Raw genomic sequence first — 25,720 nt, 5'->3', positions numbered from 1 at the left:
CCCCCAAGGAGGATCGCCGTGGCCCAGACCCAGACCGCCGAGCCCGCCCCCAAGAGCCGGGCCGTCAAGGACCTGTACGACATCGGCGAGATCCCGCCGCTCGGCCATGTGCCCGCCAAGATGTGGGCCTGGTCGATCCGCCGCGAGCGGCACGGCCCGCCAGAGGATGCGATGCAGCTGGAGGCCGTCCCGACCTGGACCATCGGCGACGACGAGGTGCTCGTGCTCGTGATGGCGGCGGGCGTGAACTACAACGGCGTGTGGGCGGCGCTGGGCCAGCCGATCTCGCCCTTCGACGGCCACAAGCAGCCGCTGCACGTCGCCGGATCGGACGCCTCGGGCGTCGTCTGGGCGGTGGGCCGCAAGGTGAAGCGCTGGAAGGTGGGCGACGAGGTGATCGTCCACTGCAACCAGGACGACGGCGACGACGAGGAATGCAATGGCGGCGACCCGATGTTCTCGTCGTCGCAGCGGATCTGGGGCTACGAGACGCCGGACGGCTCCTTCGCGCAGTTCTGCCGGGTGCAGTCGCGCCAGCTGATGAAGCGGCCGCAGCATCTCACCTGGGAGGAGAGCGCCTGCTACACGCTGACGCTGGCGACCGCCTACCGCATGCTGTTCGGCCATGCGCCGCACACGATCCGGCCGGGCGACAACGTGCTGGTGTGGGGCGCTTCCGGCGGGCTCGGGGTGTTTGGCGTGCAGCTTTGCGCGGCGTCGGGCGCCAACGCGATCGGGGTGATCTCGGACGAGACCAAGCGCGACTACGTGATGGGGCTGGGCGCCAAGGGCGTGCTCAACCGGAAGGACTTCAACTGCTGGGGCCAGCTGCCGACCGTGAACTCGCCGGAGTTCAACGCCTTCATGGGCGAGGCGCGCAAATTCGGCAAGGCGATCTGGGACATCACGGGCCGCAAGGACGTGGACGTGGTGTTCGAGCATCCGGGCGAGCAGACCTTCCCGGTGTCGACCTTCGTGGTGAAGCGCGGCGGCATGGTGGTGTTCTGCGCCGGGACGACCGGGTTCAACCTCACCTTCGACGCCCGCTTCGTGTGGATGCGGCAGAAGCGCATCCAGGGCTCGCACTTCGCGCATCTGAAGCAGGCGACGGCCGCGAACCAGTTCGTGATCGACCGGCGGATCGACCCGTGCATGAGCGAGGTGTTCCCGTGGGAGAAGATCCCGATGGCGCACACCAAGATGTGGAAGAACCAGCATGCGCCCGGCAACATGGCCGTGCTGGTGAACGCCCAGCGGGCCGGGCTGCGGTCCTTCGACGACGTGCTCGAGAACCAGCCGGGCTGAGACCGTCAGGCGCGGCGGCGCAGGAAGGCGCGGCCGCGCTCGATGACGTTGAGGCGCCGTTCCTGCTCGGCGTAGGTCTCGCGGACGCGGGCGAGCTCGGCGTTGAACTCGCCGCCATACACGAAGATGGACGCGATGGTGTAGAGAAACACCAGCGCGACCATCACGGAGGCCAGCCCCGCATAGGTGGACGCGTAGTTGTTGGCAGCCTTGGCGAGATAGATGCCGAAGGCGTGGCCGCACGACAGCGCCAGCGCGACCGTGAGCGCGACGCCGGGCACGATCTCCCGGAAGGCGCGGCGGCCGCAGGGCAGCCAGAGATGCAGGATCAGCAGCGCCGACACGATGATCAGGGTCGCTACGCCGAAGCGGCCGATCGTGATCACGTAGTTGTAGGGCTGCAGCTGCGGCACATACAGGATCGCGGTCTGCCACAGGATGGGGGCCAGCACGACCAGGAAGGCGAGCGACAAGAGCGCCGCCGCCCCCACCAGCACATAGGCGATTGATTCCAGCCGCAGCAGCCACCAGGCGCGGTGCTCCTTGAGCCGGTAGGCGCGGTTGAGGCCGATGCGCAGGCTCTCGACGCCGTTGGATGAAAAGTAGATCGCCAGCAGCACGCCCACCGTCAGGATGTCGCCGCGGGCGTTGTTCATCACGTTGTGGATCTCGTTGCTGAGCGGATCGGCAACGCGCGATGGCCAGGCCTCAAGCAATAGCCCGACGACCTCGTCGGCGAGCCGCTTGGAGCCGAAGAAGCCGGCCAGCGAGGTAATGAAGATCAGGAACGGGAACAGCGACATCAGCCCCGACAGGGCGATATGGGACGCGATGGCCCACCCGTCGTCCTCGACGAAGCGCCAGTAGGCGTCATAGATGATGCGTGGCAATCGCCGCATCGGGCCGTGTATTCTCCTCGACGCCGCATGGCGATCCCAAGGATCGCAGGCCATCCCCGAAGGATATGGCCCGGCTGAGCCTCGACCGCAACAACGTGCCTTGCTATGGGGGCGTTCCTGGCCAGAACGCCGCAGGTCCCGTCCGGGACGTCCTCCCGCCAACCGGAGAAGTTTCGCGTGTCCCCCAGCCTGCTGCGCGCCGCGCCGGCGGTGTTCGTCCTGATCTGGTCCACGGGCTGGATTTCGGCCCGCTACGGCGCGCCCTATGCGGATCCGCTGACGTTTCTGGCCATCCGCTTCGCGATTGCGGGCGCGCTGGTGAGCCTCATCGCCCGGCTGGCCGGCGCGCCCTGGCCGGCGTCCCGCCGCGAGGCGCTGCACGCGATGGCGTCGGGCGTGCTGCTGCACGCCATCTATCTCGGCGGCGTCTGGTGGGCGATCGCGCATGGCTTGCCGACCGGCGTATCCGGCCTGATCGCGGCCGTGCAGCCGATCATGACGGCGTTTCTGGCGCCGACGCTGATCGGCGAGAAGATTTCAGGCCGCCAATGGGTCGGCATCGCGCTCGGCTTCGTCGGCATCGCGCTGGTGCTGCAGCCCAAGCTCACCGGCGTGGATGCGGCCGGGCTCTCGGCCGTGGCGGCGCCGATCGTCGTGAACCTTGTCGGCATGGTCGGGGTGACGCTCGGCTCGTTCTACCAGAAGCGCTTCGTCGCGACTGGCGATTTGCGCACCATCACGGCGCTGCAATATGCGGGAGCGTTCCTGGCCGTGGCCCCGGCGGCGCTGCTGCTGGAGCCGCTGCGGGTGGAATGGAACCTCCAGGTCGTGCTCACCATGGCGTGGTCCGTGGTGGCGCTGTCGCTCGGCGCGATCGGGCTGCTGCTGCTCCTCATCCGCAACGGCGCGGTGTCACGCGCCGCCGCGCTGATTTATCTGGTGCCACCTACCGTCGCGATCGAGGCGTTCCTGCTGTTCGGCGAGACGTTGAGCGCCATCCAGATCGTCGGGATGGTGGTCACGAGCGCCGGCGTGGCGCTGGCGACGCGCAAGGGCTGAGCAGCCGCGCCCGCCAAAAGGCCCATTGCCGAGGGCTGCGCTCCGCGCCATGTTGCATTGCGAAAAACGCCGTGCAGGAGCCGAGGAGCCCCCGATGTCCGTCGCCGCCGCCCGAACCCACGACGCCCCCGACTGGCTCGCGCTGGCCGAAGACGCCGCCGCGGCGGTGTCGGCTCTCGCGGGCGAAGCCACGGCCGCGGTGCGGGCGAAGGTCAGCCGTGACGGAAAGATCTCGGCGGCGTTGCTCGAGCAGGAGCAGCACGCCGCGCATGGCCTCGCCTGGCTGGCCACCTACGCGGAGGCCATCCGCGAGCTCGCCGCCTATGGGCGGCTGCTGCAGGCCGAAGGACGCTACGGCGAAACCGAGGAACTGCTGATCGCGATCGGCGTGGGCGAGTATTGCGCCCAGGCGTTCGGCGGCATTCCGATGAGCCAGGGCGAGATCATCCGCCTGCCGGCGCTCGGCCTCTCGGCGGCGCAGATCGCGGCGCGGCGGACCGGCGCCGTGGAAACGCTGATCGCGGACGGCAATACGCCGGCCCACCGCGCCCGGCTGGTGGCCCGCATCCGCGACGCGCAGGGCGCGCCCACGATGGGCGACAGCGGGCTCGACGAGACGCTCGAGGCGATCCGGGCCGAGATGCGGAAATTCGCCGAGGCCGAGGTGCTGCCGCACGCCCATGGCTGGCACCTGCGCAACGATTACATCCCGATGGAGGTCGTCTCCAAGCTGGCCGAACTCGGCGTGTTCGGGCTGACGTTGCCGGAGGAATTCGGCGGACTCGGCCTTTCCAAGGTTTCGATGTGCGTGGTCTCCGAGGAGCTGTCGCGCGCCTATATCGGCGTCGGCTCCCTCGGCACCCGGTCCGAGATCGCGGCCGAGCTGATCATCGGCGGCGGCACCGAGGAACAGAAGGCGAGGTGGCTGCCGCTGATCGCCAGCGGCGAGGTGCTGCCGACGGCGGTGTTCACTGAACCCAACACCGGCTCGGACCTCGCTTCGCTGAAGACCCGCGCGGTGCGCGAGGGCGATGTCTACCGGGTCACGGGCGCCAAGACGTGGATCACGCATCCGGTGCGCGCCGACGTCATGACCATGCTGGTGCGCACCAACCCGGACGAGCCCGGCTATCGCGGCCTGTCGATCCTGCTCGGCGAGAAGCCGCGCGGCACGGACGCCGATCCCTTCCCGGCCAAAGGCATGTCGGGCGGCGAGATCGAGGTGCTCGGCTACCGGGGCATGAAGGAATACGAGCTCGCCTTTGACGGCTTCGAGGTCCCGGCCGAGAACCTGCTCGGCGGCGTCGAAGGGCAGGGCTTCAAGCAGCTCATGCAGACCTTCGAGTCGGCCCGCATCCAGACCGCCGCGCGCGCGGTCGGGGTCGCGCAGTCGGCGCTCGACATCGGCTTGCGCTATGCCGAGGAGCGCGTTCAGTTCGGCAAGCCGCTGATCGCCTTCCCGCGCGTCGCAGACAAGATCGCGATGATGGCCGTGGAGGTGAACATCGCCCGGCAGCTCACCTATTTCGCCGGGCGCGCCAAGGACGACGGCAAGCGCTGCGACGTGGAAGCCGGCATGGCCAAGCTGCTGGGCGCGCGCATCGCTTGGGCGGCGGCCGACAACGCCCTGCAGATCCATGGCGGCAATGGCTTCGCGCTCGAATACGAAATCTCGCGCGTGCTGTGCGACGCCCGTATTCTCAACATCTTCGAGGGCGCGGCCGAGATCCAGGCGCAGGTGATAGCCCGCCGTCTGCTGGACGGCGTTAACTAGACCGCAGCCGCAACGGCGAACCGCATTGCCTCTAAGGCGTTGATCTCTCGAAGGAGAGTTCGATGCGCACACTGGCAGGCTTCGTTATTCTGGCCGGGATGGCTTTAACAGCGCCGGCGGTCGGCGAGGAGCGCTCGGCCCAGCAGGCCTCCTCGCCACCCGCCGACAGCCAGGCGGCCGCGCCGGCGCCGATCCGCAGGGATCCGGCCGAAACAACCGGCGCGATCACGACCCGGAAGGTCGGGCAGGAGAGCGAGCGGGTCATCGATGGCCAGCGCTGCTCGGACGTCGCCGATCGTCCCGACGCCTATCCGCACGCGCTCTGGGTTCGCTGTCGTACTCCATGACGGCCCTGCGCGGCAGATTCGGCGACATTGGGATTCGTAAAATTGCACCCATAGGTAGCAATCGCTAGAAATCACCCCGGGGGCGAATGTTGCGCAACGGGGGAGACCATGGCCGCCGAGACGAGCATCATCAATTCGGACGTCGTGCGCGCCGCGCCAGTGTCGCGCGAGCCCTACAGCTTCTTTCTCGCTTCGGACGTGTTGCGCAAGGACATGGTCCCGCAACTGCGCGAGGAGTTTCCGAATATTACGAAGCCGGGATTCCTGACCGTCGACGACGTCGAGGTGAAAGGCGCCTTCAAGGCGCTGATCGACGAACTCGAGGGCCCGCGCCTCACGGCCCTGCTGTCGGAGAAATTCGGGATCGATCTCAGCCCCTATCCGCGGCTGACCACCATCCGGAAGATCTCGCAGGCCAAGGATGGCCGGCCTCACACGGACGGGCCCAGCAAGGTGATGACCCTGCTGGTCTACATGAACGACGCCTGGGACGACGGCGGCGCCGGCCGCCTGCGGGTCCTGCGCGGTCCGGACAATTTCGACGACATGGTGCTGGAGGTCCCGCCCACCATGGGGACCATGTTCGCGTTCCTGCGCGCCGATAACTCCTGGCACGGGCACCCGCCCTTCGCGGGCGAGCGCCGGGTCGTGCAGGTCGCGTGGGTCAAGGACGCGGCCGAGTTGGAACGCAAGAAGAAGCGCAACAGCCTGGCCAAGCTGTTCAAGGGCATCTTTGGCCGCTGACATGATCCTCGCCGAGGGTCGCGTCGCCACTTGCGCCGAAATGGGCTAAGAGCGGGTGAGACGCGCCGGACCCAAGCCGACGCTCCCCAGCCGCACGCAACAGGTTCTGATGGCCACCAAGCCGGCACGCACGCTCGTCAGCCACGACACGCTTCCGTATGTCCGCCGCCTCTGGGCCGAGTGGATGCGGCCGCATTGGCGGCAGCTGGCGCTGATCCTCGTCACTGTGCTGATCCTGGCCGGCGCGAGCAGCCTTTATCCGGTGGTGATCAAGAAGGCCTTCGACGCCTTCGACCAGCAGAACAAGCGCTTCGTCCAGCTCGTGCCCTTCGTGGTGATCCTGGTGACGGCCGTGAAGGGCTTCGCCATGCTGGCCCAGTCGATCCTGACCAACCGGATCGTCACCCGCATCGAAGCCGACATGCAGACGGCGCTCTACGCCAGCCTGATCGACTCGGACGTGGCGCAGCTCGGTCGCGAAACCCCGGCCGCGCTGACGCAGCGCTTCACCACCGATTTCGCCTTTATCCGGGAGGCGCTCACCAGGCTCTCGACCGTGTTCCTGCGCGACCTCGCGACCGCCATCGCGGTGGTGGGGGTGATGTTCTGGATCGACTGGGAGGTCACGCTGATCGCCCTGGTGGTGCTGCCGCTTCTCGCGCCCGCCATCGCGCGGATCGGTAAGAAGCTTCGCCGCACGGCGTTGTCGACCCAGGAACAGACGGCCCTGATGGCCGGCATGGTGTCCGAAAGCCTCGCGAGCATCCGCACGGCGAAAACCTATGGGCTGGAGGGTTATCTCAAGCAGCGCGCCGGCGCGTTCTTCGAGCAGATCCGCCGGCTCAAGATGAAATCCGCCAACCAGCGCTCACGGCTCGATCCCATCCTGGAGATCGGCGGCGGCTTCGCGGTCGCGGGCGTGCTGGTGTTCATCGGCTGGCGCATCATCAAGGGCCAGACCACGATCGGCGACTTCACGGGCTTCATCACGGCCCTGTTGCTGGCCGCGCAGTCGCTTCGGACGCTCGGCAATCTCAACGCCATCCTGCAGGAGGCCGTGGCGTCGCTGTCGCGCGTGTTCGCCGTGATGGACGAGCGGCCGACCATCCAGGATCGGCCGAACGCGCAGCCGCTGGAGGTGGCGGGCGGCGAGATCGCGTTCGAGAACGTGTCGTTCCGCTACGACGATCAGGTCGCCCTCCATGGCATCGACCTCGTGGTTCCGGCCGGCAAGATGACCGCCCTGGTGGGGCGGTCGGGATCCGGCAAGTCGACGCTGGTGTCGCTGGTGCCGCGCCTGTTCGAGGCGACGGACGGCGCGGTGCGGATCGACGGCGTGGACGTGCGCGACGTCACGCTCGCGAGCTTGCGGGCCAAGGTCGCGGTGGTGACCCAGGAGGCGGTGCTGTTCGACGACACCGTGCGGGCCAACATCGCGTTCGGCCGGCCGGACGCGACGCAGGACGAGATCGAGGCGGCCGCGCGGGCCGCGGCCGCGCACGACTTCATCATGGGCCTGCCGGACGGCTACGACTCGCCGGTCGGCGACCGGGGGTCGCGGCTTTCGGGCGGCGAGCGCCAGCGGATCGCGCTCGCGCGGGCGCTGCTCAAGGACGCGCCCATCCTGGTGCTCGACGAGGCAACCAGTGCGCTCGACGCCGAATCCGAGCGGGCCGTGCAGGACGCGCTGGCGGTGCTCACGCGCGGGCGGACCTCGCTCGTGATCGCGCACCGGCTCTCCACCATCCGGGCGGCCGACATGATCGTGGTGCTGGATCGTGGGCGCGTGGCCGAGAGCGGTCCGCATGATGCGCTGCTGGCGCGCGGCGGCATCTACGCCAAGCTGCACCGGCTCCAGGCCGGCGACGGCGGCCTGGAAATGGCCGAGTTCGATCTCACTCGCGCTTGAGCAGCCCGTCCACGATCACGTCGGACCAGAAGCTCGGCTTGAAGTCGCGCTCGAGCGCCTCGGGGTCGTAGACGGTCTCGACCCATTCGAGAAACGGCATGCCGCGCGCCAGCCCCTCGTCGCGGTAGCGCTCGAAGAAGGCGTCCAGGATCCCGGTCTTGGCGAAGCGGAAATGGCCGTAGCGCAGCGCGAGCTGGTCCATGGCCTCGTCGAGCGGCCGGTTCTCGTGAATCAGCAGGTAGAGGGCCGACATGAAGCCGGCGCGGTCCGCGCCCGATTTGCAATGAACGAGCGCGGGGTATTCGAGCGTTTCGAAGAAGCGCTTTGCCCCCAGCACGGCGTCGCGGTCCGGCGCGCCGCGCGAGCGCACCACATAGTCGACGAGCCGGACGCCCTCGCGCTCGCAGGCCTCCTTTTCGAGCGGCCAGGAGCCGTGCTCGCGCCCGCCGCGCAGGTTCACGACCGTGCGCAGGCCCTGGCGGGCGGCGGCGCGGATGTCGGGCGGGGCCGGCTGGGCGGCGCGCCAGAATTGCGGCGTCACCTTGTGCAGATTCAGGTAGGCGAGGCGGAACACGCCGTGGTCGCTGGCCAGCATGTTGGTCCAGGCTTTGACCCTATCCCAGGTGCCCCCGATGGGCCGGTCCCAACGCGCGATCCGCGCCATGCGGCGGGCGTAGCGGTCTTCGGGCTTCATCGACTTCAGCACGCGGCCGCGGCTCCGGGTTCTGGGCGGTCGCCCGGCCATAGCAGCCGCGGCCCGGCGTCGCAATCCCGCGCGCCCTGGCGGGGCTCCGCGTGCAACCGTCGCGTGCACGCCGGCGGGTCTTTACGGCTCGAATGTTCGGGGCCTATTCTTTGGGGGTGACCCAGGCCGCGATCTCCATCCGCCTCGCCCGGTCCGCCGACGCCTCCGATGTCGCCGCGGTGCATGACGCGGCGTGGCGCGAGGCCTATTGGGGCATCATCCCGGGCCGCGAGCTGGAGCGCATGGTGCAGCGGCGCGGGCCCGACTGGTGGAGCCGCGTGATCGCGCGCGGCGGGCGCATCGCCGTGCTGGAGTTCGACGACAAGGTGCGCGGCTATGCGAGCTATGGCCGCAACCGGCTCGCCGTGTCGCCCTACCGGGGCGAGATCTTCGAGCTTTACCTCGCGCCCGAGTTCCAGGGGCTGGGCTTTGGCCGGCGCCTGTTCGACGCCGCGCGGCGGGACCTGATCGGCCACCGGATGGGCGGCTTGATCGTGTGGTCTCTGGCCGACAATTCGCGCGCGGTGGGGTTTTACCGGCATCTCGGCGGCATCAAGGTGCGCGAGATGGAGGAGCGCTTCGGCGGCGAAGTGCGGCAGCGTTTCGCCTTCGGGTGGAGCTGACGCGCCGGCGACCTTGCCGGAAAGTCGTTCTTGTCCCCCGTCCGGGCGGCGTCTACAACCCACCCCACCTTATCAAGAGACCGGCCGCACGGGCCGGACGATCGGAGCAGTATGATGCGTATCGAAGCGGTGTCGCTCGGCAAGAACCCGCCCCACGAGGTCAATGTCATCATCGAGGTGCCGATCGGCGGGGAGCCGATCAAGTACGAGATGGACAAGGAGTCCGGCGCGCTGGTTGTCGACCGCTTCCTGTACACGTCCATGCGCTATCCCGGGAACTACGGCTTCATCCCGCACACGCTGTCGGACGACGGCGACCCCTGCGACGTGATCGTCGCCAACACGCGCGCGATCGTGCCCGGCGCGGTGATGAGCGTGCGCCCGGTGGGCGTGCTGTTCATGGAGGACGAGGCCGGCGGGGACGAGAAGATCCTGGCGGTGCCGTCGCCCAAGCTCACCCGGCGCTACGAGAAGGTCGAGAACTACACCGACCTGCCGGAGATCACGCTGGACCAGATCAAGCACTTCTTCGAGCACTACAAGGACCTCGAGACCACCAAGTGGGTGAAGGTCCTGCGCTGGGGCGACGCCGAGGAGGCGCGCAAGCTGATCCTCGAAGGCGTGGAGCGCTACAAGGCGTCCAAGTAGGGCCTGATCGCGGGCTCGCGGCAGCCTGCGCCTTGCTTCGGTCGCATCCTTGGGCATCTTGTCGGGCTGCCGAATCGTGGCGGCCCGCCCTGGGTTCGCTGACCGGAAGGATCGCATGCCCGCACGCCTGACGGCCGCCAGGCCCTTCGCCATCCGCCTCGCCGTGCTCGCCGCCTTGGCGGCCGGATCGTTGTCGTGGATGAGCAGCGGCCACGCCCAGTGGCTGTTCGCGCAGGAGACGCCAGCCGCCGCGCCGACGGCTTCGCCACCATCCCCCCCGGCTCCCGCCAACGCCGCTCCGGGCTCCATCACGGCCCAGCGCACCAAGCTCGAGGGCATCCGCCTCCAGCTCGACCAGCTCGAGGCCGGCGTCGCCCGGCGCGAGACCGACCAGGCGCTGCAGCAGGTGCGGCCGACGCTGGAGCCGCTGGCCGAGCAGGTCCGCAACGTCGTCACCGAGCTGACGCCGCGCGCCGACGCGATCCGTTCGCGCCTCAAGGAGCTCGGCCCGAAGCCCGACGACAAGTCCCCGCCCGAGTCGCCGGACGTCGCCAAGGAGCGCGATGAGCGCAACGCCTCGCTGAACGAGGTCGACGAAACGATCCGGCTGGCGCGCAGCCTCCTCGTGCAGGTCGACCAGATCGACAAGGAAGTGGTGGACCGCCGCCGCGACCAGTTCGCCAAGCGGCTGTTCCAGCCCTCCGAGAGCGTCCTGTCGCCGTCGCTCTGGCTCGATGTGGGCGCGTCGTCGCCGCACGACGTGCGGGCGATCTCGGTCGTGGCCGGGGACGCCATCGAACGGGCGCGCCAACGCCTGTCGCCCACCGGCGCGGCCGCCTTCGCGGGCGCTCTCGCGCTGGCGCTGCTGCTTATCCTGCCGGTCCGGCGCTTCGCGCTGGCCTTCGTGAAGCGCGATCGGCTCGCCGGCCAGCCCAACCGGTTCCAAAAGGCCATCGCGGCCGCCACGGTGACGCTCGTGAGCGCGACCGCCCCGACGCTGGCGGCGTTTCTGCTTTACCAGATCGTGCGCGGGCTCGAATTGCTGCCCACCCGGCTGGAGCCGGTGTTCGGCTCGCTGGTGGCCGGCATCGCGTTCATCAGCTTCGTGCAAGGGCTCGCGGACGGGTTGCTCGCTCCGGGGCGCATGAACTGGCGCCTGTACAACGTGTCGGACGATCGCGCCGACTGGCTGATGCGGCTCGCCACCCTTATGGCGGTGCTGCTGGCCTCCAGCCGCGTGCTGGAGACGCTGTACCAGAGCATCGCGGCCGGCCTGAAGCTCTCGATCGCCACCAAGGGGTTCTTCGCCCTTGCGGTCGCGGCCGTGGTGGGCCGGGCGCTGCAGCTCATCCGGTCCGTGGACTCCTGCGACGAGGCCGCGTTCGGGCCGCATGTCTCGACCGAGCCGGACCTGACCGGGCCGCTGCGCATCGCCGGCTGGATCCTGGTCGCCACCGTGGTGAGCGCCGCCGTGGTGGGCTACATCGCGTTCGCGTGGTTCCTGGCCGAGCAAGTCGCCTGGGCCGGCATCGTGATCGCGGTGCTGATGCTCTCGATGACGCTGCTGGACGAGTTCGTGACCGGCGCGTTCTCGGACAGGGGCCGGACGTCGCGGCTGGTGCAGTCCACGGTCGGGCTTTCGCGCGGGTCATTGGAGCAGATCGGCATCCTGGCGGCGGGCTTCGGGCGGGTCGTGCTGCTCGGCCTCGCGCTGCTGCTGCTGCTCGCCCCGTGGGGCGTAGAATCGGGCGACATCTTCTCCTCCGTGCGGGCGCTGTTCTTCGGCATCACAATCGGCGGGGTGACGCTCTCGCTCTCGACGATCCTGCTCGCGATCGTGTTCTTTGCGGGCGGCATCTTCATCACCCGGGCGGTGCAGCGCTGGCTGCAGTCAAAATACCTGCCGCACACGCATCTCGACGCCGGGCTGAAGAACTCCATCACGATGGGGTTTGGGTATCTGGGCTTCGTGCTCACCTCGGCGGTGTCGGTCAGCTATCTGGGGCTCAGCCTCGACAAGCTGACCATCGTGGCCGGCGCGCTATCGGTCGGTATCGGTTTCGGCCTCCAGTCGATCGTGAACAACTTCGTGTCGGGCCTGATCCTGCTGGCCGAGCGCGGCATCCGGGTCGGCGACTGGGTCGTGGTGGGCGGCGAACAGGGGCATGTGCGGCGTATCAACGTGCGCGCCACCCAGATCGAGACCTTCGACCGCGGCACCCTGATCGTGCCGAACTCCAACCTCGTCTCCGGCGTGGTGAAGAACTGGGTGCATGCGGACCGCACCGGCCGTGTCCTGATCTCGGTGCCGGCGCCCCGCCATGCCGACGCCGACACAATCGCCAAGCTGCTGCGTGACGCCGCCGCCGAGCACCCGGACGTGATGGAGGACCCCGCGCCGCGAGTTCTGTTCAAGAGCATCAAGGGCGACGAGCTCAGCTTCGACCTGATCGCGTTCGTGTCGGACGTCGACATGGTGTCGCGCGTATCGAGCGACCTGCATTTCGTGATCTTCCGTCGCCTGAAGGACCTGGGCATCGGCCAGCCGCCCGGCACGCCGAAGTTCGAGATCGAAGGCATTTCGGACCTGCGCGGCGAAGTGGAAGCGCTGCGGCACGGATTGCTGCCCGGCGGCCGCCGCACAGGACGCAGCGAAAACGGCGTCGGTTCAGCGACCGAGCAGAAGCCCCCAGAGGAAACGCAGCCTTGAAGCATCATCTCGCCGTTTTGGCGACGTTGTCGGTCGTCGCCCTTGCGGGCTGCACGGTCGCGCCTCCTCCCAGCGTCGAAACCGTGCCGACCTTCTACCAGCGGCTCGACCAGGGAGCGGCGCTGGACGAGGCGGCGGCGCTCGACATGATCAACGCCTATCGGGCGAAATCAGGCCTCGCGCCGCTCGCGCTCGACGCCGAGCTCGTCGCGCAGGCGCGCCGGCGCGCCAGCGGAGTGGCCGAGACCGACACGTCGACATGGGGCGAAACGCCGACGATCTCGGCGCAAAAGGCCGGGCTCGGCGTCAACCGGGCCGAGCGCGTTTCGGCGGGTTATCGCACGCTCGCGGAGGCGTTCTCGGGTTGGCGGGATTCGCCGCCGCACAATCGCGTACTGCTGGCCCCGACCGGACGTCACTTCGGCATCGCGGCGGTTGACCGGCCGGGCGCGAAATACCGCGTCTACTGGGACATCATCGTGGAAGGCGGCCGATAAGGTCTCGTCTCAGAACTTGCCGAAGGGCAACGGCGGCGCCTCGCGCAGCAGCGTGATCGTCACCCGGCGGTTGGCCGGCAGATAGGGGTTGTCCGGAAACATCGGCTCCGTGTCGGCCTTGCCGGTCACGGACGCAAAGCGGTTGTCCGGAATGCCGGCGTTGGCCAGGATCTCGCGCACTGCGGCGGCGCGGCCGACAGAGAGGTCCCAGGCGGTCCAGCCCGGCCGCGATCCGGGCCGCGCCGCCGAGGTGTGGCCGCCCACCGCGATGCGGTTCGGCATCTTGCGGACGGCCGGCGCAATGGATTGCAGCACCTTGCGGGCGCGCTCATAGGGCTCGCGCGAGCCGTCGGGGAACATCGCCCGGCCGTCCTGGTCCACCAGCGAGATGTTCAGGCCGTCCTTGGTTTCCTCGATGATGATGTTCTTGGAGATTTCGGTGATCTCCGGCATGTCCTGCAGCGCCTGGCGGAGGGACGCGGCCGCGAGCGCAAAGGCGCGGTCGAAGGACGTCACCGCGATGCCGTCGTCCGGCCGGTCGAACTGGCTCGGGGCCGTGAAGTCCGACCCCTGCTCGGGCGGCGCCTGCTTGATGTTCTTGAGATTGGGGCGCGTCGGGATGCCGTCCGACTCGATCACGCCCGCGAAGCGCGACTCGCGCTGCACCCCGAAGGCGTCGCGCATGGAGCCGGCGACCGCCTGCATCTTCTTCTGATCCTGCGTCGACATGGCGGTGAGCATCACGAAGAAGCTCATCAGCAGCGCCATGAGGTCCGCGAAGGTCACGAACCAGCCGTGCCCGCCGTGGCCTCCAGCTTTCTTGCGCGCCATGGGCTGTTCCCTTCAGCCCCGTCAGGCGGCTTCGGCCATGCTGTGGCGGTCGTGATCGGACAGGTAGGCCATCAGCATTTCGCGCACGATGGTGGGGCTCTTGGAGTCGCGGATCTGCAAAACGCCGTCGATGATCAGCGTCCGCGAGATGTCCTCCTCCTCGAGCTTCAGGTGCAGCTTGTCGGCCAGCGGCAGGCAGATGAGGTTGCCGACCAGCGCGCCGTAGAGCGTCGCGAGCAGCGAGATCGCCATGAAGGGGCCGAGCTTGGAGGGGTCGTCCATGTTGGCGAACATCTGCACCATGCCGACCAGCGTGCCGATCATGCCCCAGGCCGGCGCGGCGTCGCCCACGTGGCGGTAGATCTTCTGGCCCTCGTCGAGGCGCTGCAGGAAGTTGTCGCGGTCCCGCTCCATGGCGTCGCGGATGAAGTCGCGGTCGTAACCATCAGCGAGGTAGCGCACGCCCTGGGCCAGAAAGGGATCGTCGACCTGGACGTTCTCCAGCGAAGTCGGGCCCGTCTTGCGCACCGTGTCGGCGATCTTGGTGATCTCGTCGATGAGGTCGCGCGGATTCATGCTGCGCATCTTGAACGCGAACTTGATGCCCATGGGCAGGCCGTGCATCAGCGCCGAGAATGGAAAGCGGATGATGGTCGCAGCCGTGCAGCCCCCGCCGATCACGATCACCGCGTGGATGTCGTAGTAGAGCGAAAAGCTTCCGCCCATCGCAATCAGGGTGAAGACGACGCCGAATCCGAACACCAGACCGACGGCGGTTGCGAAATCCATGACGGTGCTTTCCCGGCGTTCTGGGGCCTGCAAGGCGCTTCTGCGCTCAGATGGAACCAACCATACGTTTCGGCGGCTGAAAGAACGGTTAAGTGAGCCCGGCCGTACGGCGCTGAATTCGCAGGTTGGCGTTCGCTCTCCGCATGAGATAAACGGCCAAGGCAGCCTGAGTACCGACATGTCGACTTTTCGTCTTTACGTCCGCGTCTTGCAGCAACTCGGCCCCGAGGCGCGCCTGGGCGTGTTGCTCGCCATGGCGAATGTCGGCCTCGCGGTCGCGCAATTCGCCGAGCCGCTGTTGTTTGGCAAGATCATCGATCTCCTGTCGCACGCCCAGGCCGTGAAGGTCGCGCCCAGCTGGGGCGAGCTCGCGCCGGTGATCGCCGCATGGGTGGGTTTCGGCCTGTTCACGATCGCGGGCGGCGTGCTGGTGGCGTTGCACGCCGACCGTATCGCGCATCGCCGACGCCTGGCCGTGATGGCGAACTTCTTCGAGCACGTGCTGACCCTTCCGCTGTCCTTCCACACGGCGACGCATTCGGGCCGCGTGTTGAAGGTGATGCTGGATGGCGCCGGCGGCATGCAGGGCCTGCTGCTGTCGTTTTTCCGCGAGCACTTCGCGTCTTTCGTGACGCTGGTGGTGCTGCTGCCGCTGAGCCTGTTCATCAACTGGCGGCTGGGCCTGCTGCTCGTGATCCTGATGGTCGTGTTCACGATCCTGACCACCAGCGTGCTGCGCAAGACCGAGACCATGCAGGGCTCGGTTGAGCGCTACAACTCGTCCCTCGCCGAGCACGCCTCGGACGCGCTCGGCAACGTGCCGGTGATCCAGAGCTTCACCCGCATCGAGCACGAGACCCGGGCGATGCGGGACCTGACCGACCAGCTCCTGAAGGCGCAGATCCCGGTACTGTCCTGGTGGGCGCTCGCCGCCGTGGCGACGCGCGCCTCCGCGACGCTGACGATCTTGGGCATCTTCCTGCTCGGCACCTACCTGAACCTGCAGGGCCTCGCCACGGTGGGCCAGATCGTCGCCTTCATGAGCCTCGCCACCATGCTGATCTCCCGCATGGAGCAGGTGGTGACCTTCATCAACGCGTTGTTTCTGCAGGTGCCGAAGCTGCAGGAGTTCTTCGACGTGCTGGACACCACGCCGGCCGTGCGCGATGCGCCGGGGGCGCCGGATCTCGGCCGCGCCACCGGACTGGTGGAGTTCCAGGACGTCAGCTTCTCGTATGACGGCAAGCGCTCGGCCGTGACGGATGTGAGCTTCGCCGTGCAGCCGGGCGAAACAGTTGCGCTGGTGGGCGCGACCGGCTCGGGCAAGTCGACCACGCTGGGCCTGCTGCATCGCGCCTTCGACCCGCAATCGGGCCATATCCGCATCGACGGACGGGACATCCGCGACGTGTCGCTCACGTCGCTCCGCCGCAACATCGGCGTGGTGTTCCAGGAGCCGATGCTGTTCGCGCGCGAGATCGACGAGAACCTGCGGGTCGGGCGGCCGGACGCCACGGACGCTGAGATTACGCTCGCGCTGGAGCGCGCCCAGGCGGCCGAGTTCATCCAGCGGCTGCCGGCGGGCGTCGACACCATGGTGGGCGAGCGCGGGCGCTCCCTGTCGGGCGGCGAGCGCCAGCGCATTTCGATCGCGCGGGCGCTGTTGAAGGACCCGCCCATCCTGATCCTCGACGAGGCCACTTCGGCGCTGGACGCCGGCACGGAGGCCAAGCTGCAGATCGCGCTCGAAGAGGTGATGGCCGGGCGCACCACCTTCGTGATCGCGCACCGGCTCGCCACCATCCGGTCGGCGGACCGCATTCTGGTGTTCGACCATGGCCGCATCGTCGAGACCGGGTCCTTCGACCAGCTCGTGGCGGCCGGCGGGCGTTTCGCGGCGCTCGCCAAGGCGCAGTTCATGGACGAGGGGCCGAAGCCGACGGCGAGCCTCCCTGCGGGCACAAGCGTCCCTGCGGGGACGGACGTCCCGGCGGCGACGGGCGTTCCTGCGGGCAAGTGAGTTCGGCGCGCGCCGGCGCGATCAGTAGTCCGGCGGCGCGTTCACCTGTTCGGGCATGAAGCCGTGCATGACCCGGACACGATGGCCGGGCGTTTGCGCCAGCGTTTCGCCGAGTTCCAGAAGAAGCATGTCGAGAAGTCTGGCGACCAGCGGTTCCTGGGTTGGATTGGCCAGACGGCGGGCGCTGGAGCACAGCGCCAGAACATGTTCGAGCCGCTCAAGCTGACTCATGGCGAAACCCTCCTGATCCGTCTATCACGCAAACCATTGTGACGGATCCTTCAGCAACACGACTTGGCGGCAAGGTCTTTCCCCGCCACCCTGAAAACACCGGGTCTCTCAATATCGTGAGACCATCGTTCTGCGCGACCATTCATGATCCGAAACCGGATTTGGGAGCGCCAAGACAGTAGACTGCAATTAGGGTCGCTCGACAATAGGAAAGATTGATAGATGTCATCATTTCGACATCTTTGCTTGGCATTAATAAATCATGCGCTTCCCGGATTGTCCGAGTGGGTGCGCGGCCCGAGCCTTCGTCCGACCACGGATGTAATGGCGTCATGAACGCTCGGGAACTGCCGCGAACGCCGCCTGGGGTAACCCATGGCGGCTTTTTCGCGTCTACACCGCGAAGATGCGCGCCTCGTTGCCATTCAGATCCAAGACGCAGCTATAGTCACGCTTCAGGTTTCGGCAGCAAAATTCCTTGCTGGTGAGCCTGCAAGGATGCCGAAGCTGAAACTCGGCAGCACCCTCCATGATCTTTCTTACGCAGATTTCATGGAACACTTAGGTTGACCATGAATTAGGCAGGTGCAGCAAATCACCGCTGCGTCATTTTGCGGGAGATTATTCATGAAGCGTGTCTTGGTGCTCGTCAGCGCCGCCCTGCTGCTCAGCGGCGCGGCCATGGCCCAGACCAACCCCGCTCCCGCTTCGCCCGGAACGGGCAGCGCGACGGGATCGTCCAACAAGGCCGTGAACCCGAACGGCAATGCGCCCTCCAGCGCGAACACGTCCGGAACGGTGAACATCGTGAAGTCGAGCGCGCTCGAGAAGGGCGCCAACAGCTTCACCGAGGGCCAGGCCAAGTCCAAGCTCGAAGGCGCCGGCCTCACCAATGTGACCGACCTGAAGAAAGACGATCAGGGGATCTGGCGCGGCAAGGCCATGCACAATGGCAAGAGCGTCACGGTCGGTTTCGACTACAAGGGCAACATCGCGGCTGAGTAAGCCTGCGCGCCCGATTTTGATCATTGGAGATTTGTTATGAACAGCAGAACAGTAGCCGCCGTATTCGACAATTATTCCGACGCCGCCACCGCGGTGGGACGCCTGGAAAGCGCCGGCGTGTCGCACCAGGACATCAGCATCGTGTCGAACGACGCCGCCGAGCGCGATCGTTACTCGGCCACCACCGGTTCGCCGGTGCATGACGACGCCAAGACGGGCGCCGGGACCGGCGCAACGGTCGGCACCACGCTCGGCGCCGGCGCAGGCCTGCTGGCCGGCCTCGGCATGCTGGCCATTCCGGGCCTCGGTCCGGTCGTGGCGGCCGGCTGGCTCGCGTCGACCCTGGTCGGCGCCGCGGCGGGCGCCGCCACGGGCGGCATCCTGGGCTCGCTCGCCGGCGCTGGCGTCGATGAGGCTGACGCGCACACCTACGCGGAAGCGGTGCATCGCGGCGGCACGCTCGTGACCGTGCGGGCCACCGACGCCAACCACGCGCAGATCGTCGACATCCTCGACGACGAGGGCACGATCGACCTGAGCCAGCGCGAGTCCACCTGGCGCTCCGAGGGCTGGAACGGCCGCTACACCGGCGCGGACGCCGCCGTCCCGACCGCCTCGACGGCGGCCGGCGTTCGTCGCGACACCACGCTGGGCAGCACCCGGGTTCGCTCCTACACGGTCTGACCTGATATCGCGGGCGGCTTCTTCGGTCGCCGCCGCAGCAGACCGCCGCCCGGGCTCCCCCGGGCGGCGGTTTTGCGTTGGGGAAGGGCTCATCGCCGCAAGTCGTAGGCGCGATCACCCTCAATTAGCGTATTGCGACCGGCGCGGGGGGCGGCTAAAAAAGCTTATCGCAAGGACCCGGTGAGATTCCGGGTGGCTCTTCCGGCCGCCGATCCGCCGGACAACGCAAATGTCCGAGACTTTGACGCCGCTCAACTCCGTAGCGCGCTCGTCTTGCTTATGCGGATCCTCGTCATCATGATATTAACCAAAACCGTCCGGCGCGACGGGTCTTCCGATCTGCGCATCATGGCGCGCCAGCCATGACGAAGAAGCGTCCCGTCGAGCAGGGCATCCTGGATGCCTTGCGCCAGGTCGAGCACATGAGCGCTCCAAACCTCGCGCGAACGATCTATGACGTCGACGAACCCACCCCCGCGCAGCGCTCGGCGGTCCGGCGCGCCCTCGCGGTGCTGCAGCGGAACGGCCAGGTCGTGAAGCTCGGCAACCTCTTTCACGGCGAGCGATGCTCCTATGCGGTTCCGGAAACCGCGCTCGCGGTGCTTCGACGGCTCGTCGAGGGGCTCGGCCCGGAGATTCTGGCGATCGACAAGCGTCTCGCGCGCTTCTTCGCCGAACGCGGATCCCTGGCGTTCGTCGGCGGCCTCGGGTGGCTCGACATCGCCGCTCGCCTGGGATGTATCTGAGCCGGCCCAGGCCGGCGACAAGGGCAATCGCCCCCCTTGATTGATCCAGGTCAGCGCCTGCGTCGACGTGATGGTCGATGATCGGGCGCCTCGGGCCTGCGCGGCGTTTGTGCGGGTCTGGGTTCGGTCCCGGGCGCGCTGGCCGAGGCGAGGCGGCTCACTCCGCCCGCAGGTCACGTTTCGACGCCCCGGATCGCCCGAAAGGGGGAGCACGTGAAAGCGAAAGACGTGATGTCGTTCGGAGTGGTGTCCGTCAGGGACACGGCTCCGCTCGCGGACGCCGTCCGGGCGATGCTGGCCCACCGGGTCAGCGGGCTGCCGGTCACGGACGCCGGCGGGAGCCTCGTGGGGATGATCTCCGAGGGCGACCTCTTGCGACGGTCGGAACTCGCCACCGAGCCGAACCGGCCGAAATGGCTGGAGTTCCTGCTCGGACCCGGGCGCATGTCCGCCGAATTCGCCCAGACGCATGGGCGTGTGGTGTGCGAGGTCATGACGCCAGACGTTGTGAGCGCCGAAGAAGACACGGACCTCAGCGCCATCGTTCAGCTCATGGAGAAGCACCGGATCAAGCGCGTCCCCGTGCTGCGAAACGGGCAACTGGTCGGCATCGTCAGCCGCGCCGACCTGCTGCGCGCGCTGGACGCGATCCTGGCGCGCGGCAAGATCGCCGCCCCGGCGTCGGACGCTGATATCCGCGCCAATCTCCTGGCGGCGTTCGAAGCGCAGGGCTGGGCGCCGAAGGCGACGATCCGGCCCTCCGTGACAAACGGCGCAGTGACGCTGTCCGGCTGCGTTTTCGACGACCGCGAGCGGGACGGGCTTCGCGTTCTGGCCGAGAACGTGCCCGGCGTGACGACAGTCAACGACGAGATGGTCACCATCGTGCCCTTCAGCGACGCGTTCGCGCCGCCGGGCCCATGAGCGATTTCTCGCGGAGGGGTACCGGGAAGGCGCCGCATGGGTGAGAGCGCCAGCCCCCCATCCGTCCTGAGCCAGCCCGTTCGGCAGGGCGATCCGGTCTTCGTGGCGCGCAAGCTCTGCCGGACCTACGGGGCCGGCGCGGCGACCGTCTTCGCGTTGCGGGACCTCGACCTCGACATCATGGCCGGGGAGTTCGTGGTGTTGCTGGGGCCGTCTGGCTCAGGCAAATCGACGCTGCTCAACATCCTGGGCGGGCTCGACGCGCCCACATCGGGCACGGCGCGCTGGCGCGATCACGAACTCACCGGCTCGAGCGAGGCGGACCTGACCCGCTATCGCCGCGAGCATGTCGGCTTTGTCTTCCAATTCTACAATCTGATCCCGAGCCTGACGGTGCTCGAGAACGTGCAGCTCGTGGCCGAGATCGCCGAGAACCCGATGGAGCCGAGGGACGCTCTTTCGCTGGTCGGGCTGGAGCAGCGGCTCGACCATTTCCCGTCGCAGCTCTCCGGCGGAGAGCAACAGCGCGTGGCGGTGGCGCGCGCCATCGTCAAACGCCCGGACGCGTTGCTGTGCGACGAACCCACCGGCGCGCTGGACGTTGAAACCGGCAAGCTCGTGCTCCAGGCGATCGACCGCGCCAACCGCGATGTCGGCGCCACCACGGTGGTGATCACCCACAACAGCGCGATCGCCGGCATGGCCAACCGGGTGCTCCGACTCGCGGGTGGGCGCATCGTCGGCGAGCATGTCAACGATCGCCGCCTCGCGCCCGGCGAGCTGAACTGGTGACGCTGCTCGACCGCAAGCTCCTTCGCGATCTCTGGTCGCTTCGCGCTCAGGTGGTCACGATCGCGCTTCTGATCGGCGCCGGCGTGACGGTTCTGGTCGGGTCGGTCGGGACCTATACGTCGCTGGTCGCCAATCAGGACCGCTTCTACGACAAAACCCGTTTCGCCCATGTCTGGGCCGAGGTCGAAAGGGCGCCCAGGAGCCTGCTTCCGCGCCTGTCCGAGATCCCGGGCGTCGGCGTCGTCGAGGCCCGGGTGGTTCGGGACGTCCGGCTCGATTGGCCCCGATCGGCGCTTTCGGTGGCGGGGCGGATCGTGTCCCTGCCGCCATCCGGCCAGACGGCCTTGAACAGGCTCACGCTCGAGCGAGGCCGCTGGGTCGAGCCTGGTCGAAGCGAGGTCCTCGTCAGCGCGGGTTTTGCGGAAATCTGGTCGGTGCAGCCGGGCGATCCCATTCGGGTGATCCTGAACGGCCGCATGCAGGCGTTCAGCGTCGCCGGCATCGCGTATTCGCCCGAGTACGTCTACGCGTCCCGGCCGGGCAATCCACTGCCGGACGATCGGACCTTTGCGGTGTTGTGGGCGGACGAGGACGCGGTGGCGGCCGCCTTCGACATGAAGGGCGCATTCAACGCGGTCGCCGCGACCCTGGCGCCAGGGGCGTCCGAACAGTCCGTCCTTGCTGCGCTGGACGCCGTGCTCGACCGCTATGGCGGACGGGGCGGGTATGGGCGGCGCGATCAGCCTTCGCACCGGTTCCTGTCGGATGAACTCGCCGAACAGCGCACGCTGGCGCTGACCGTGCCGACGATCTTCTTCGGCATCGCGGCCTTTCTGCTCAACATCGTCCTTGCCCGTCTGGTCGAGGCGCAGCGCGAGCAGATCGCCGCCCTGAAAGCGCTTGGTTTTCCGTCCCTGCCCATCGCCATGCACTACCTCAAGTTCGTCATCGTGCTCTGCGGCCTTGGCTGCGCCGGCGGGGTGGCGATGGGCGTCTGGTACGGCCACGGCATGCTGAACAACTACCGGCCGTTCTTTCGCTTCCCGGAGCTCATCTACGAGATGCCGGCGCTCGTGCCGCTGTTCGCGGTGCTGTTGAGCGTGGCGGCCGGATCGGCGGGCGCGCTCTCGGCCGTGCGCCGCGTGCTGGCGCTGCGCCCTGCCGAGGCGATGCGCCCGGCGGCGCCGGCCGCCTTCAGCCACGTGATGCTCGGTCGTCGATGGCGGCCCAAGACCAAGATGGCGCTGCGGGGGCTTGCGGGCCGGCCGGTGCGCTCGATGCTTTCCGTGCTCGGCCTCGCGATGGCCGTGCCGATGATCGTGATGGGGCTGTTCTGGTGGGACGCGCTCGCCTTCATGATCGCGGTCCAGTTCGAGGGCGTCGACCGCGCCGACGCGGTGGTGTCGTTCACGGATCCGGTCGCCGGAAGAGCCGCCCGCGAGATCGCCGCGATCCCGGGCGTGCTGGCCGTGGAGGGGCAGCGGGTCGTGCCCGTCCGCCTCCGCGCCGGTCCGCGAGACTATCGGTTGGGGCTGACGGGGCTTTCGGCCGGCGCGCAGCTGCGCGTTCCCCGGGAGCAGGACCTGCGCCCGGTTGCGGTTCGCCCGGACGGTCTGACGCTGACCCGCGGGCTGGCAGAGCGGCTTGGCGTCGGCGTCGGTTCGACCCTGGTGGTCGAGGCGCTCGACGGAAAACGCCCGGCGGCCGCCGTGCCGGTCGTCGCCCTCGCGGACGAACTTCTGGGCTTCAGCGCCTATATCGACATCGACGCCCTGAACCGCCTCATGCGCGAGGGCGACCGCATCTCGCAAGCGGCCATCAGGGTGGATCCCGCACGCGCGTCCGCCATCTGGCGATCCCTGTCCGACCGGCCGCGCGTCGTCGCCGTGGCGGTGAAAAGCGTCTGGCTGCAGGTTTTCGACGAGAAAATCGCCGGGATGGTGGTGGTGTCTGCGGTCGTCCTGACGCTGTTCGGGCTGATGATCGCGGTCGGCGTGGTCTACAACAGCGCGCGCATCGGTCTGCAGGAGCGCGCCTGGGAACTCGCGAGCCTGCGCGTGCTGGGCTTCACGCGCGGCGAGGCGTCAGGCATCCTGCTGGCCGAACTCGCCGCACAGATGCTGATCGCGATCCCGATTGGCCTCGTGCTCGCCCGGCAGCTCGTCGCCGGCCTGCTGGCGCTGCGCGACAATGAGAGCTTCCAGATCCCGGTCGTGATCAGCGCTCCCACCTACGCGATCGCGGCGCTGGCTGTTGCGTTTGCGGGTATCGGCTGCGCGCTGCTGGTGCGGCGCCGGGTCGACCGGCTGGATCTCGTGGCTGCGTTGAAGACGCGGGAGTGACGATGGCCTGGACCCGAAAGGCTCTGATCGGCGTGCTGGCCGCGATCGCGATCGGCGCCACGCTGGCGTGGGCGTTCTGGCCGAGGCCCAGCCTGGTGGAGGTGGGCGAGGTCACCCGGGGCGTGTTTCGCGCCAGCGTGGAGGAGGATGGCAGGACCCGCATCCGGAATCGCTACGTGGTGTCCGCCCCGCTGGCGGGGCGCGTGCTGCGGTCCCGGCTGAAAATCGGCGACGCCGTCCGGCAGGCGGACACGGTGGCGACGCTGCTTCCGTCCTTGCCGCCGCTGCTGGAGAGCCGGACCCGGCGCGAACTCGAAGAGCGGGTCGGGGCCGCCGAAGCCACCGTCCAGGAAACGCAGGCCCGGCTCGAGCGCGCCACCGAACAGGAGGCGCAGAACCGCGCCGACGCCGACCGCGTAAAGACCCTGAACCAGAAGGGCATTTCATCGGCCCAGCAGCTCGAACGCGAGGAACTCGCCTTGCGGCTGGCGCAACGCGACCGCGAGGCCGCGCAACTGCGCCGCCATGCCGCCGAGCACGAGCTCGCGCAGGCGAAGGCGCTGCTGGCGCGGTATAACGACCAGGATACCGTCGACCGCTGGGACGTCACCGCCCCGGTGGACGGCTGCGTGCTCCGGCTCAGCCAGGAAAGCGAAGCCGTCGTGCCGAGCGGCGCGCCGCTTGTGGAGCTCGGCGATCCGCATGATCTGGAGATCGTTGTCGACCTCCTGACCACGGACGCCGTCGAGGTTCGGCCCGGCGCCGACGTTGTGATCGACCATTGGGGCGGACCGGAGCCGCTGGCCGGCAAGGTCCGCCTGGTGGAGCCGGCGGGCTTCACCAAGGTCTCGGCGCTTGGGGTGGAAGAGCAGCGTGTCTGGGTGGTGATCGACATCACGAGCCCGCGCCCGAGCTGGTCGGGACTCGGCGACGCCTTTCGGGTCGATGTCCGTATCGCGGTAGCGGAGATCCAGGACGCGATTCTGGCGCCGGCGAGCGCCCTGTTCCGCCGGGGCGACGGCTGGGCGGCGTTCGTGATCGAGGGCGGGCGGGCGCGCGAACGCGCCGTGCAGGTGATCCGCCGCACCGCGCAGGTGGCCGCCGTCGCGCAGGGGCTCGCGGTGGGTGATCGGCTCGTGGTCTTTCCCCCGACCAGCCTCGTCGACGGCGGCCGGGTCGCCACCCGGTAACGACGCAGCGCTCAGTTCTTCGGACCCAACTCGAACGTGCTTGCGCGCCTGCCGCAACCATGCGCAGCGTGGCGGTTCGGCGTCCGGCGGCGCGCCGTGATGCGTCAGCGCGCGCCCGCGGGGCGTCGTTGGACCCCAGGCCAGGTTGCTCCGGCGCGTCGGTCTTCGCCCCGCCAACGATGGAAGGCTACCGGCCAGTGACGGAACGGATGCGGGAACTCGCGGGCGAGATCGTGCGCCTTCAGGGAGAGCTGGATCGCGAGATCGAGGCCCGCCGCAAGGTGCTCGGCTGGACGGTGAAAAAGCGGCTCGTCGCCTTCGAGCACGGGATCGCGATGGAAAACAAACGCCTGCGCGTCACCGTCGCGAGCTTCCTGGCCCACTCCAACCTCGTGAAGATCGTGACCGCCCCGGTGATCTATTCGCTGGTCGTGCCGATCGCGATGCTGGACGGGTGCGCGAGCCTGTACCAGGCCGTCTGCTTTCGGGCTTACGCGATACCGCGGGTTCGGCGCAGCGACTTCGTCAGCCTCGACCGGCGCCACCTCAGCTACCTCAACTGGATCGAGGCGCTGAACTGCCTTTATTGCAGCTATGCGAACGGCGTGATCGCGTATGTGCGTGAGATCGGCAGCCGCACGGAGCAGTACTGGTGCCCGATCAAGCACGCGCTGCGGATCAGCGACCCGCACAAGCGCTATTACGAGTTCCTGGAATATGGCGACGCCCAGGGCTACCGCGCCCGGCTCGGTGAATTCCGAGCCGCGCTTGCGGCCGAAGCAGAAGCGCCGCCGCCGGATCTGAAGCCCTCCGACGCTCGCGAATGAGGGCGGCCGCCTGAGGCGTGTCGAGCGCCGCAACCGTCGCGAACATCTGCGGCCGCTTCTCGACAGAGGTGCATTTCGG

The 25,720-nt window shown here is 68.2% G+C and carries 25 protein-coding genes and 1 other annotated feature; of the genes, 20 read left to right on the top strand and 5 right to left on the bottom strand.

Annotated elements, in window-relative coordinates; translation table 11 throughout:
* Positions 1-18 precede the first annotated feature (18 nt).
* Positions 19-1,305, top strand: coding sequence for a crotonyl-CoA carboxylase/reductase (gene ccrA / locus AC1DSZ_RS12740; protein WP_476838736.1), 1,287 nt, complete (start codon positions 19-21; stop codon positions 1,303-1,305).
* A gap of 5 nt (positions 1,306-1,310) precedes the next feature.
* Here the strand turns inward: ccrA and AC1DSZ_RS12735 are convergent, their stop codons facing one another.
* Positions 1,311-2,204 carry a YihY/virulence factor BrkB family protein gene (locus AC1DSZ_RS12735; protein WP_476838735.1) on the bottom strand — a complete coding sequence of 298 codons (894 nt, stop codon included), beginning with the start codon at positions 2,202-2,204 and terminating at the stop codon, positions 1,311-1,313.
* Positions 2,205-2,381: 177 nt separating this feature from the next.
* Here AC1DSZ_RS12735 and AC1DSZ_RS12730 point away from each other — a divergent pair, with 177 nt between their 5' ends.
* The 5 genes from AC1DSZ_RS12730 (at position 2,382) to AC1DSZ_RS12710 (ending at position 8,037) form a co-directional block, all read left to right on the top strand.
* A complete protein-coding gene (locus AC1DSZ_RS12730; RefSeq protein WP_476838734.1) occupies positions 2,382-3,263 on the top strand; it encodes a DMT family transporter in 882 nt (293 codons plus the stop codon).
* A gap of 94 nt (positions 3,264-3,357) precedes the next feature.
* Positions 3,358-5,037 (top strand): acyl-CoA dehydrogenase family protein, encoded by a 1,680-nt coding sequence (locus AC1DSZ_RS12725; RefSeq protein ID WP_476838733.1) that lies wholly within the window; start codon positions 3,358-3,360, stop codon positions 5,035-5,037.
* Positions 5,038-5,099: 62 nt separating this feature from the next.
* Complete coding sequence (locus AC1DSZ_RS12720; RefSeq protein WP_476838732.1) at positions 5,100-5,384, top strand: hypothetical protein; 285 nt, start codon at positions 5,100-5,102, stop codon at positions 5,382-5,384.
* A 108-nt stretch (positions 5,385-5,492) separates the two neighbouring features.
* The gene (locus AC1DSZ_RS12715; protein ID WP_476838731.1) at positions 5,493-6,128 is read left to right on the top strand and encodes a 2OG-Fe(II) oxygenase; all 636 of its coding nucleotides are present in this window, start codon (positions 5,493-5,495) and stop codon (positions 6,126-6,128) included.
* Positions 6,129-6,237: 109 nt separating this feature from the next.
* Entirely contained in the window at positions 6,238-8,037 is a 1,800-nt protein-coding gene (locus AC1DSZ_RS12710; protein WP_476838730.1) for an ABC transporter ATP-binding protein, read from the top strand.
* On the opposite strand, the gene AC1DSZ_RS12705 is transcribed toward AC1DSZ_RS12710, so the two are convergent.
* On the bottom strand, positions 8,024-8,731 hold the full coding sequence (locus AC1DSZ_RS12705; protein ID WP_476838871.1) for a fused DSP-PTPase phosphatase/NAD kinase-like protein: 708 nt from the start codon (positions 8,729-8,731) through the stop codon (positions 8,024-8,026). The genes AC1DSZ_RS12710 and AC1DSZ_RS12705 overlap by 14 nt on opposite strands.
* A 167-nt stretch (positions 8,732-8,898) precedes the next feature.
* On the opposite strand from AC1DSZ_RS12705, the gene AC1DSZ_RS12700 reads away from it, so the two are divergent.
* The 4 genes from AC1DSZ_RS12700 (at position 8,899) to AC1DSZ_RS12685 (ending at position 13,260) form a co-directional block, all read left to right on the top strand.
* Complete coding sequence (locus tag AC1DSZ_RS12700; protein WP_188520308.1) at positions 8,899-9,405, top strand: GNAT family N-acetyltransferase; 507 nt, start codon at positions 8,899-8,901, stop codon at positions 9,403-9,405.
* Positions 9,406-9,519: 114 nt separating this feature from the next.
* Positions 9,520-10,053 (top strand): inorganic diphosphatase, encoded by a 534-nt coding sequence (gene ppa, locus AC1DSZ_RS12695; RefSeq protein WP_476838729.1) that lies wholly within the window; start codon positions 9,520-9,522, stop codon positions 10,051-10,053.
* A 115-nt stretch (positions 10,054-10,168) separates the two neighbouring features.
* Positions 10,169-12,763, top strand: coding sequence for a DUF3772 domain-containing protein (locus tag AC1DSZ_RS12690; protein WP_476838728.1), 2,595 nt, complete (start codon positions 10,169-10,171; stop codon positions 12,761-12,763).
* Positions 12,760-13,260 (top strand): CAP domain-containing protein, encoded by a 501-nt coding sequence (locus AC1DSZ_RS12685; RefSeq protein ID WP_476838727.1) that lies wholly within the window; start codon positions 12,760-12,762, stop codon positions 13,258-13,260. Before AC1DSZ_RS12690 ends, AC1DSZ_RS12685 begins: the two co-directional genes overlap by 4 nt.
* A 9-nt stretch (positions 13,261-13,269) precedes the next feature.
* On the opposite strand, the gene AC1DSZ_RS12680 is transcribed toward AC1DSZ_RS12685, so the two are convergent.
* Positions 13,270-14,091 (bottom strand): OmpA/MotB family protein, encoded by an 822-nt coding sequence (locus tag AC1DSZ_RS12680; RefSeq protein ID WP_476838726.1) that lies wholly within the window; start codon positions 14,089-14,091, stop codon positions 13,270-13,272.
* Positions 14,092-14,112: 21 nt separating this feature from the next.
* Positions 14,113-14,880 carry a motility protein A gene (locus tag AC1DSZ_RS12675; protein ID WP_188520112.1) on the bottom strand — a complete coding sequence of 256 codons (768 nt, stop codon included), beginning with the start codon at positions 14,878-14,880 and terminating at the stop codon, positions 14,113-14,115.
* Positions 14,881-15,058: 178 nt separating this feature from the next.
* Between AC1DSZ_RS12675 and AC1DSZ_RS12670 the strand changes: the two genes are divergently transcribed.
* The gene (locus AC1DSZ_RS12670) at positions 15,059-16,900 is read left to right on the top strand and encodes a glucan ABC transporter ATP-binding protein/ permease (RefSeq protein ID WP_476838725.1); all 1,842 of its coding nucleotides are present in this window, start codon (positions 15,059-15,061) and stop codon (positions 16,898-16,900) included.
* A 21-nt stretch (positions 16,901-16,921) separates the two neighbouring features.
* Here the strand turns inward: AC1DSZ_RS12670 and AC1DSZ_RS12665 are convergent, their stop codons facing one another.
* Complete coding sequence (locus AC1DSZ_RS12665) at positions 16,922-17,131, bottom strand: hypothetical protein (RefSeq protein ID WP_476838724.1); 210 nt, start codon at positions 17,129-17,131, stop codon at positions 16,922-16,924.
* Between the two features lie 375 nt (positions 17,132-17,506).
* On the opposite strand from AC1DSZ_RS12665, the gene AC1DSZ_RS12660 reads away from it, so the two are divergent.
* The 9 genes from AC1DSZ_RS12660 (at position 17,507) to AC1DSZ_RS12620 (ending at position 25,641) form a co-directional block, all read left to right on the top strand.
* Positions 17,507-17,701 (top strand): hypothetical protein, encoded by a 195-nt coding sequence (locus AC1DSZ_RS12660; RefSeq protein WP_476838723.1) that lies wholly within the window; start codon positions 17,507-17,509, stop codon positions 17,699-17,701.
* 57 nt (positions 17,702-17,758) lie between these two features.
* Positions 17,759-18,136 (top strand): hypothetical protein, encoded by a 378-nt coding sequence (locus tag AC1DSZ_RS12655; RefSeq protein WP_476838722.1) that lies wholly within the window; start codon positions 17,759-17,761, stop codon positions 18,134-18,136.
* A gap of 36 nt (positions 18,137-18,172) precedes the next feature.
* A complete protein-coding gene (locus AC1DSZ_RS12650) occupies positions 18,173-18,820 on the top strand; it encodes a general stress protein (RefSeq protein WP_476838721.1) in 648 nt (215 codons plus the stop codon).
* A 170-nt stretch (positions 18,821-18,990) separates the two neighbouring features.
* Positions 18,991-19,046: a sequence feature (sul1 is cis-regulatory element that is thought to sense ions involved in sulfur or methionine metabolism; They are found in Alphaproteobacteria), on the top strand.
* Positions 19,047-19,182: 136 nt separating this feature from the next.
* Positions 19,183-19,566: a hypothetical protein gene (locus AC1DSZ_RS12645; RefSeq protein ID WP_476838720.1), complete on the top strand. Its 384-nt coding sequence runs from the start codon at positions 19,183-19,185 to the stop codon at positions 19,564-19,566.
* A 213-nt stretch (positions 19,567-19,779) separates the two neighbouring features.
* On the top strand, positions 19,780-20,490 hold the full coding sequence (locus tag AC1DSZ_RS12640) for a CBS domain-containing protein (RefSeq protein WP_476838719.1): 711 nt from the start codon (positions 19,780-19,782) through the stop codon (positions 20,488-20,490).
* Between the two features lie 36 nt (positions 20,491-20,526).
* Complete coding sequence (locus AC1DSZ_RS12635) at positions 20,527-21,282, top strand: ABC transporter ATP-binding protein (RefSeq protein ID WP_476838718.1); 756 nt, start codon at positions 20,527-20,529, stop codon at positions 21,280-21,282.
* Positions 21,279-23,624, top strand: coding sequence for an ABC transporter permease (locus tag AC1DSZ_RS12630; RefSeq protein ID WP_476838717.1), 2,346 nt, complete (start codon positions 21,279-21,281; stop codon positions 23,622-23,624). The genes AC1DSZ_RS12635 and AC1DSZ_RS12630 overlap by 4 nt, the downstream gene beginning before the upstream one ends.
* A 2-nt stretch (positions 23,625-23,626) precedes the next feature.
* Complete coding sequence (locus AC1DSZ_RS12625; protein ID WP_476838716.1) at positions 23,627-24,814, top strand: efflux RND transporter periplasmic adaptor subunit; 1,188 nt, start codon at positions 23,627-23,629, stop codon at positions 24,812-24,814.
* Positions 24,815-25,011: 197 nt separating this feature from the next.
* Positions 25,012-25,641, top strand: coding sequence for a hypothetical protein (locus AC1DSZ_RS12620; protein WP_476838715.1), 630 nt, complete (start codon positions 25,012-25,014; stop codon positions 25,639-25,641).
* Positions 25,642-25,720: the final 79 nt, after the last annotated feature.

It is taken from the genome of Alsobacter sp. P4_H11 (genome assembly GCF_056400925.1).
The sequence above is the reverse complement of the archived record's forward strand: the minus strand, read 5'-3'. Positions and strand labels throughout refer to the sequence as shown.

Coding starts and splice junctions, on each gene's coding strand:
- AC1DSZ_RS12705 (WP_476838871.1), bottom strand. CDS start 8,731: ATGAAGCCCGAAGACCGCTACGCCCGCCGCATGGCGCGGATCGCGCGT.
- AC1DSZ_RS12665 (WP_476838724.1), bottom strand. CDS start 17,131: ATGAGTCAGCTTGAGCGGCTCGAACATGTTCTGGCGCTGTGCTCCAGC.
- AC1DSZ_RS12675 (WP_188520112.1), bottom strand. CDS start 14,880: ATGGATTTCGCAACCGCCGTCGGTCTGGTGTTCGGATTCGGCGTCGTC.
- ppa (WP_476838729.1), top strand. CDS start 9,520: ATGCGTATCGAAGCGGTGTCGCTCGGCAAGAACCCGCCCCACGAGGTC.
- AC1DSZ_RS12635 (WP_476838718.1), top strand. CDS start 20,527: ATGGGTGAGAGCGCCAGCCCCCCATCCGTCCTGAGCCAGCCCGTTCGG.
- AC1DSZ_RS12710 (WP_476838730.1), top strand. CDS start 6,238: ATGGCCACCAAGCCGGCACGCACGCTCGTCAGCCACGACACGCTTCCG.
- AC1DSZ_RS12625 (WP_476838716.1), top strand. CDS start 23,627: ATGGCCTGGACCCGAAAGGCTCTGATCGGCGTGCTGGCCGCGATCGCG.
- AC1DSZ_RS12645 (WP_476838720.1), top strand. CDS start 19,183: ATGACGAAGAAGCGTCCCGTCGAGCAGGGCATCCTGGATGCCTTGCGC.
- AC1DSZ_RS12660 (WP_476838723.1), top strand. CDS start 17,507: ATGGCGGCTTTTTCGCGTCTACACCGCGAAGATGCGCGCCTCGTTGCC.
- AC1DSZ_RS12650 (WP_476838721.1), top strand. CDS start 18,173: ATGAACAGCAGAACAGTAGCCGCCGTATTCGACAATTATTCCGACGCC.
- AC1DSZ_RS12725 (WP_476838733.1), top strand. CDS start 3,358: ATGTCCGTCGCCGCCGCCCGAACCCACGACGCCCCCGACTGGCTCGCG.
- AC1DSZ_RS12680 (WP_476838726.1), bottom strand. CDS start 14,091: ATGGCGCGCAAGAAAGCTGGAGGCCACGGCGGGCACGGCTGGTTCGTG.
- AC1DSZ_RS12655 (WP_476838722.1), top strand. CDS start 17,759: ATGAAGCGTGTCTTGGTGCTCGTCAGCGCCGCCCTGCTGCTCAGCGGC.
- AC1DSZ_RS12670 (WP_476838725.1), top strand. CDS start 15,059: ATGTCGACTTTTCGTCTTTACGTCCGCGTCTTGCAGCAACTCGGCCCC.
- AC1DSZ_RS12690 (WP_476838728.1), top strand. CDS start 10,169: ATGCCCGCACGCCTGACGGCCGCCAGGCCCTTCGCCATCCGCCTCGCC.
- AC1DSZ_RS12735 (WP_476838735.1), bottom strand. CDS start 2,204: ATGCGGCGATTGCCACGCATCATCTATGACGCCTACTGGCGCTTCGTC.
- AC1DSZ_RS12720 (WP_476838732.1), top strand. CDS start 5,100: ATGCGCACACTGGCAGGCTTCGTTATTCTGGCCGGGATGGCTTTAACA.
- AC1DSZ_RS12715 (WP_476838731.1), top strand. CDS start 5,493: ATGGCCGCCGAGACGAGCATCATCAATTCGGACGTCGTGCGCGCCGCG.